At 41.3% G+C, this 6,000-nt stretch carries 3 protein-coding genes and 1 pseudogene; all 4 read left to right on the top strand.

Annotation, left to right across the window (positions count from 1 at the left end; all coding sequences use genetic code 11):
- Positions 1-106: 106 nt before the first annotated feature.
- A pseudogene (gene glyQ, locus V7K30_RS16715) lies at positions 107-976 on the top strand (glycine--tRNA ligase subunit alpha); the annotation flags it as partial.
- A 562-nt stretch (positions 977-1,538) separates the two neighbouring features.
- A complete protein-coding gene (locus tag V7K30_RS16710) occupies positions 1,539-1,712 on the top strand; it encodes a hypothetical protein (RefSeq protein WP_335001056.1) in 174 nt (57 codons plus the stop codon).
- Positions 1,709-4,063, top strand: coding sequence for a ComEC/Rec2 family competence protein (locus V7K30_RS16705; RefSeq protein WP_335001054.1), 2,355 nt, complete (start codon positions 1,709-1,711; stop codon positions 4,061-4,063). Before V7K30_RS16710 ends, V7K30_RS16705 begins: the two co-directional genes overlap by 4 nt.
- A gap of 164 nt (positions 4,064-4,227) precedes the next feature.
- On the top strand, positions 4,228-5,892 hold the full coding sequence (locus tag V7K30_RS16700; protein ID WP_335001052.1) for an alpha-amylase family glycosyl hydrolase: 1,665 nt from the start codon (positions 4,228-4,230) through the stop codon (positions 5,890-5,892).
- Positions 5,893-6,000: the final 108 nt, after the last annotated feature.

The following is a 6,000-nucleotide window of genomic DNA, read 5'->3' as shown; positions in this document are numbered from 1 at the left end:
TCCAAAAAATCTTTTGGACTCCTTTTTAGTCCCCTGAAACTCCCCACAGTGCCGAGTTGTAGTCCACAATGGTTTATCCACTGTGCTGAGTAAGGATGGGTCAAGCGTGAATTTTCAGTCGGTTATTGCTTTATTGCATCAGTTCTGGGGCGAACGCGGTTGTCTTATTGCCCAGCCCTATGATATTGAGAAGGGCGCAGGTACTAAGAATCCGCAGACATTTTTAAGAGCATTAGGCCCTGAACCGTGGGCTGTTGCGTACGTTGAACCATGTCGTCGCCCGACAGATGGCCGGTACGGCGAAAACCCCAACCGCTTTCAACACTATTATCAATATCAAGTTCTGATTAAGCCGTCGCCAGATAATATTCAGGAGATTTATCTTGATTCATTAAGGGTTTTAGGCATTCGTCCTGAAGACCACGATATTCGGTTTGTAGAGGATAACTGGGAAGATGCAACGGTGGGAGCTTGGGGCACTGGCTGGGAAGTATGGTTAGATGGGATGGAAATTACTCAATTTACCTACTTCCAACAGTGTGGGGGAATCGATTGCCGTCCTGTGTCGATTGAGATTACATACGGGTTAGAGCGATTGGTGATGTACCTCCAGGAAGTGGAGGCAATTACTAAGATTCATTGGACGGACAACATTACTTATGGTGATGTTTACCTTCAGGGAGAGATTGAGCAGTGTACCTACAACTTTGAAGCGTCGAATCCTGAGTTGCTACTGACACTATTTAATTTGTATGAGCAGGAAGCTACCCAATTGACGGAGCGAGGATTGGTCTTACCTAGCTTAGATTATGTAATGAAGTGTTCGCACACGTTTAATTTGCTGGATGCTAGAGGTGTGATTTCGGTGACGGAGAGAACTCGCTATATTGCTAGGATTCGGCATTTGGCTAGGAAGGTAGCTTATTTATATGTTGAACAAAGGGAGAAGTTGGCTTTTCCGTTGCTCAAAGATTTAAAACCAGTCATACAGCCAGTTGTGCACCAACTTGTTTCACAGCCAGTCTTACCACAACCTGTTTCAGAGTTTACAGTTAAATCTCGTTACCAATATATTGTTGATTGGCTGTTTTTGACTCCAATTGTCTCTTATCTTCTTTGGGTAATACTTTCATTGTTTTGGTAGAGAAGTTGATGTGTCCAAGGATGCTCTACATTCAGATACTTTTTATCTGGCACAGTAAGACGATGTTTGTAAAGTCTAATTTATTACTCGTCTGAGCGAGTATAACGCGGCTACTACAGACAAAACCTGCCTTTGCAGGTTAGCAAACCCTTGATTTTGCATTCTCCAAGCTCGGTATATCTTTATAATGTGGCTATTGCTAAAGGTCAGAAATACCGTTAAATCTTGAGTCTAGAACATTAATGCTACAAGGATAAGGCCCGCCTGTGCGGGCTTTGTTTGTATAAACTTGATGGACTATACTTCGATACATTTGGGTTAAAGCTTAATTGAACTGTATTGGACTATACTTCACCACAAGCATAAAAATTTTTCGGCGTTGCTGATTAAAGAGATGAAAAGCTCACGCAGAGGCGCTCCCGGCGCAGATAATAAGAGTTTGGAATATTTGATTTTTGAATTTCATAGCCAAATTCAGCAACGCCGATTTTTCTCTATTGCTACCCTAGCTATTTTTAAGTTAGCTGCAAATTCTGTTGGTCAGGTGCTTTTACAAAAAATCTTATGATTCAAACCAGTGGTGTAATTATTTGTCTTGGCTACATTTTCGGGTTGCTGTTTACAGGAGTTCCTTGGGGTGGAGTGTGGATTTTGGTTCTGGGGATAGTGGGAGCAATTCTTTTTACAAGACGAACCATGCTACGGCAATTTGCTCAGAAACCAGAAAATGCTGGAAGCAAAAATAAGGCAGTGCCTAACACTTGGCAAACTACTCTCCATCCTCGAATATGGCTAGCTGCTGGCTTAGTGGGATTATTAGCAACTCTATATTTTCAATGGCGAGTGCCACAACCAGGTGCAAAAGATATTAGTCAGTTCGTCCCGCCTGGAAATAGCAGTAATCAAGAACAACTTGTGATTGTTCGCGGCGAAGTGGCGAGTAATCCCCGCTTGACTCGCAGTCAGCGAGGACAATTTTGGCTGGAAGCGACTCAGCTAGATGAGGTCAAAAATGAAAAAGGTTCAGCGGGTGTCCCAAAAGGGGTGACAGGCAAATTGTATGTGACAGTGCCTATACTTCAAGCTACTGGATTATACCCTAGTCAACAAATTGCTGTGACTGGGATTTTGTACAAACCAAAGGCGGCTTCCAATCGTGGTGGTTTCGACTTTCAGAAGTTTCTCAAGCAAGAAGGAACGTTTGCTGGTTTGATTGGGCGACAGATAAATGTTTTGGATCAGGAGCGTAAATGGGGATGGTGGCAAATTCGGGAGCGAATTGTGCGATCGCAAGTTCGTTGGTTGGGTATCCCTGAAGGGCCTCTTGTCAGTGCGATGGTTTTAGGCAGCAAAGCAGTTGATTTACCCTATGATATCCGCGACTTATTTGTACAAGCAGGATTAGCTCACGCTTTAGCAGCTTCCGGGTTCCAAACTTCCTTGATTTTGAGTGTGATCTTACAGTTAACAAGGCGGACAAAAAAAGCAACTCAATTTACCCTTGGCTTTTTAGCTTTAATCATTTTTCTGAGTTTGACAGGTTTTCAACCTGCGGTACTCAGAGCCGTAATTATGGGTTTTGCAGCATTAGTTGGTTTACTATTAAAAAGGAAGGTAAAACAGTTGGGTTCGCTGCTATTAGCGGCAACTCTGTTATTAGTATTTAATCCTCTATGGATTTGGGATTTAGGTTTTCAATTGAGTTTTTTAGCAACACTGGGATTAGTCGTAACAGTACCCGCATTAGTCAACCGCCTAGCATGGCTACCACCTGCGATCGCTGCTTTGATTGCCGTTCCCCTAGCTGCCACGATTTGGACTTTACCTGTGCAACTTTTTGTCTTTGGGGTTGTACCATCTTATAGTTTGGTGCTGAATGTCGCTAGTACTCCATTAATTTCGATCATTAGTATAGGTGGAATCATCAGTGCCTTAGTAGGTTTAATTTGGACTGAGGCAGGAAGTTTCCTTGCGGGTGTGTTGCATTACCCGACTGATTGGCTAATTAAACTAGTGGAATTTTTTAGCAAGTTGCCAGGGAATTCTGTTGCTGTAGGCAGCATATCGACTTGGCAGCTTCTGGCGATTTATGTACTGATTATACTGGTTTGGCTAGTTCCTTGGTGGCAGCGGCGATGGTGGTTTGCTAATGTGATTGCGATTGGTTTAGTATTCATCCCTCTTTGGCATTCTACAAATACATTGTTTCGGATAACAGTATTAGAATCTGGTACGGAACCAATTGTAGTTGTTCAAGATAGAGGTACAGTAACTGTAATTAATAGTGGCGATGAAGGTACAGGACGTTTCACAATCCTACCGTTTTTACAACAGCAGGGTATAAATCAAATCAATTGGGCGATCGCAACTGATTTCCAAGGCAATGAAAGTAATGCTTGGTTGGAATTACTGCAACGTTTACCAATAAAAAATTTTTACGAATATTCTCCCAAGCCAGAAAATTCTATTGCAACTCAGGCAATTCAACAAGAATTACAAAAGTATCAGGGATCTTACCAACCGCTGGCAGTTGGTCAAGCTGTGAAAACGGGTTCAATAGTGGCACAGTTAATCAACGATCAATTACCCATCTTACAATTGCAAATTTTAGATCAGAATTGGTTATTAGTAGGTAATATAAAGTCTAAAGAGGTACAGCAACTAGTTAAAAGTGGGAGTTTGCCTCGTCCACAAGTGCTGTGGTGTGCCCCTCAGTCATTAAAGGATTTAGTTATTGCCCTACAACCACAAGTGGCGATCGCTTCTTCTGCCAACTTTGATCCAAAGGTTTTATCTGAATTGAATCAAAGCAAAACCAAACTATTTTTTACAGGACGAGACGGGGCTATTCAATGGACGCCTAATGGTCAGTTTGAGGCGTTTATTGAAGCAACAGAAAATAAGTCTTCTATCTTATAAAAAACTCACAACCAAGTAAATTTAAAAGCACGATATTTATTTTGAAGTAAGACTAACTAAAGATAGATGTATGGTCATTCGGAAGGAAGTAACCTATCGAAAGGTTTCAGAAACGTCGATTTCCTGAGCAGATGCTAACCGGATGCTAATTTAAAAAAATGAAAATGGGAAGTTTAATTGAATTTACGTTCTTTGCTCCTCGTAACAAAGGAGCAGTTTTAATTGGGTCTTTTTCGGACTGGAAAGAGATCCCAATGGTAAAAAGTGAAGATGGTTATTTCCGCACTCAAGTAAAACTGGAAGACGGCATTTATCAATATAAGTTTCATGTTCAAAGCAAAAGCCCAAATTTTGCAGTTGATGAATGGGTAGATGTTATTGACCCTAAAGCAACTGATGTTAATGAAACAGAAAAATCCGGCAGAGTGCGGATTAAAGATGGGAAACGCATTATTGATACTTACGTTTGGCAATATGATGAAAAACCGTTGCCCGATAATCGGGAATTAGTCATATATGAAATGCACGTTGCCGATTTTACTGGTGATGAGGTTGGACTTGAGAAACTAGGCAAATATTTAGGGGTAATTGCCAAGTTAGATTATCTGGTTGAGTTGGGAGTTAATGCAATTGAATTAATGCCAGTGAATGAGTACCCTGGTAACTATAACTGGGGCTATAAAGTGCGCCACTTCTTTGCTACAGAATCTAGTTACGGTTCAACAGAAGATTTAAAGCGATTAATAGATGAGTGTCATGCTAGAGGCATTCGCGTTTTTATGGATGGAATTTATAACCACACAGATGAAGAATGCCCGTTAATGCTGATTGACCGGAATTACTGGTATTACGAACACATGCATTATCCTGAAGATCCAGGTAATTACTGGGGCCCAGAGTTTAACTATGATAATTATGATGAAAAGTTAGATGTTAAGCCTGCATGGAAATATGTCGGGGATGTGGTGCAATTTTGGATTCAGGAGTATCACATTGATGGAATTCGTTTTGATGCGGTGCGCCAATTGGCTAACTTTGAATTTCTAGACTGGCTAGCGAAGCAAGGGAAAAATCATGCTGCACCCAAACAGTTTTACAACATTGCCGAATATATTCCCGATACAAACACTGTAGTCAAGCCAGATGGGCCATTAGATGCCTGTTGGCATGAGAGTTTTCGCTACTTTATAGTTCCATATATTTGTGGAGAAACATTTGAAATAGAACAACTAAAGCAAATTTTAGATCCCAGGCAGCAGGGTTATGCGATCGCTACCAATGTGATAAATTATTTGGCAACCCACGATCGCGAACATCTATTGCGAGAATTAGGCGATCGCGGTATATTTGACGCAGACGCATTTAAGCGAGCGAAGTTAGCAGCTGTTCTCTTAATGACAGCAATGGGTATACCGATGCTCTGGATGGGAGAAGAGTTTGGTGAATACCAGCTAAAAAGCGAAGATGTGACTAAGCCACAGAAGATTAATTGGTCTTTGTTGTCAGGCGACCAGAATCGTGATTTATTTGAGTATTATCAAAAGCTCATTGCTCTACGCAAGCAGAATCTAGCCTTGCAAAGTGACAATATCGAGTTTTTCTACGAAAATGCCGACGATAAAGTGCTAGCTTACACCCGCTGGGATGAGCAGAATTCTCATATCGTTGTCGTGGCTAATTTTTCTCACCAGAATCTAACTAGATATCAAATTCCAGACTTCCCAACTGCTGAGTATTCGCGAGATTGGTTCGCCAAGCGTGAAGTGAAAGTTGGGGAAGATGGTTTAGTCACTGACTTGCCAAGCTATACAGCCAAGATATTTGTTTAGCAGTAGCCAGCCAAAATAGTAAATAGACCTCTTGCAAAAATAAATTATGCTATAATTGCGGTTTTAAAAATTTCCTTTCTATCTTTAGAAAACATCCCAGCGAGGTAA

Source organism: Nostoc sp. (assembly GCF_036917655.1).
In the GTDB taxonomy this organism is placed as follows: domain Bacteria; phylum Cyanobacteriota; class Cyanobacteriia; order Cyanobacteriales; family Nostocaceae; genus Nostoc.
Note: the sequence above shows the minus strand (reverse complement) of the source record. Positions and strands in the feature narration are given on the sequence as shown.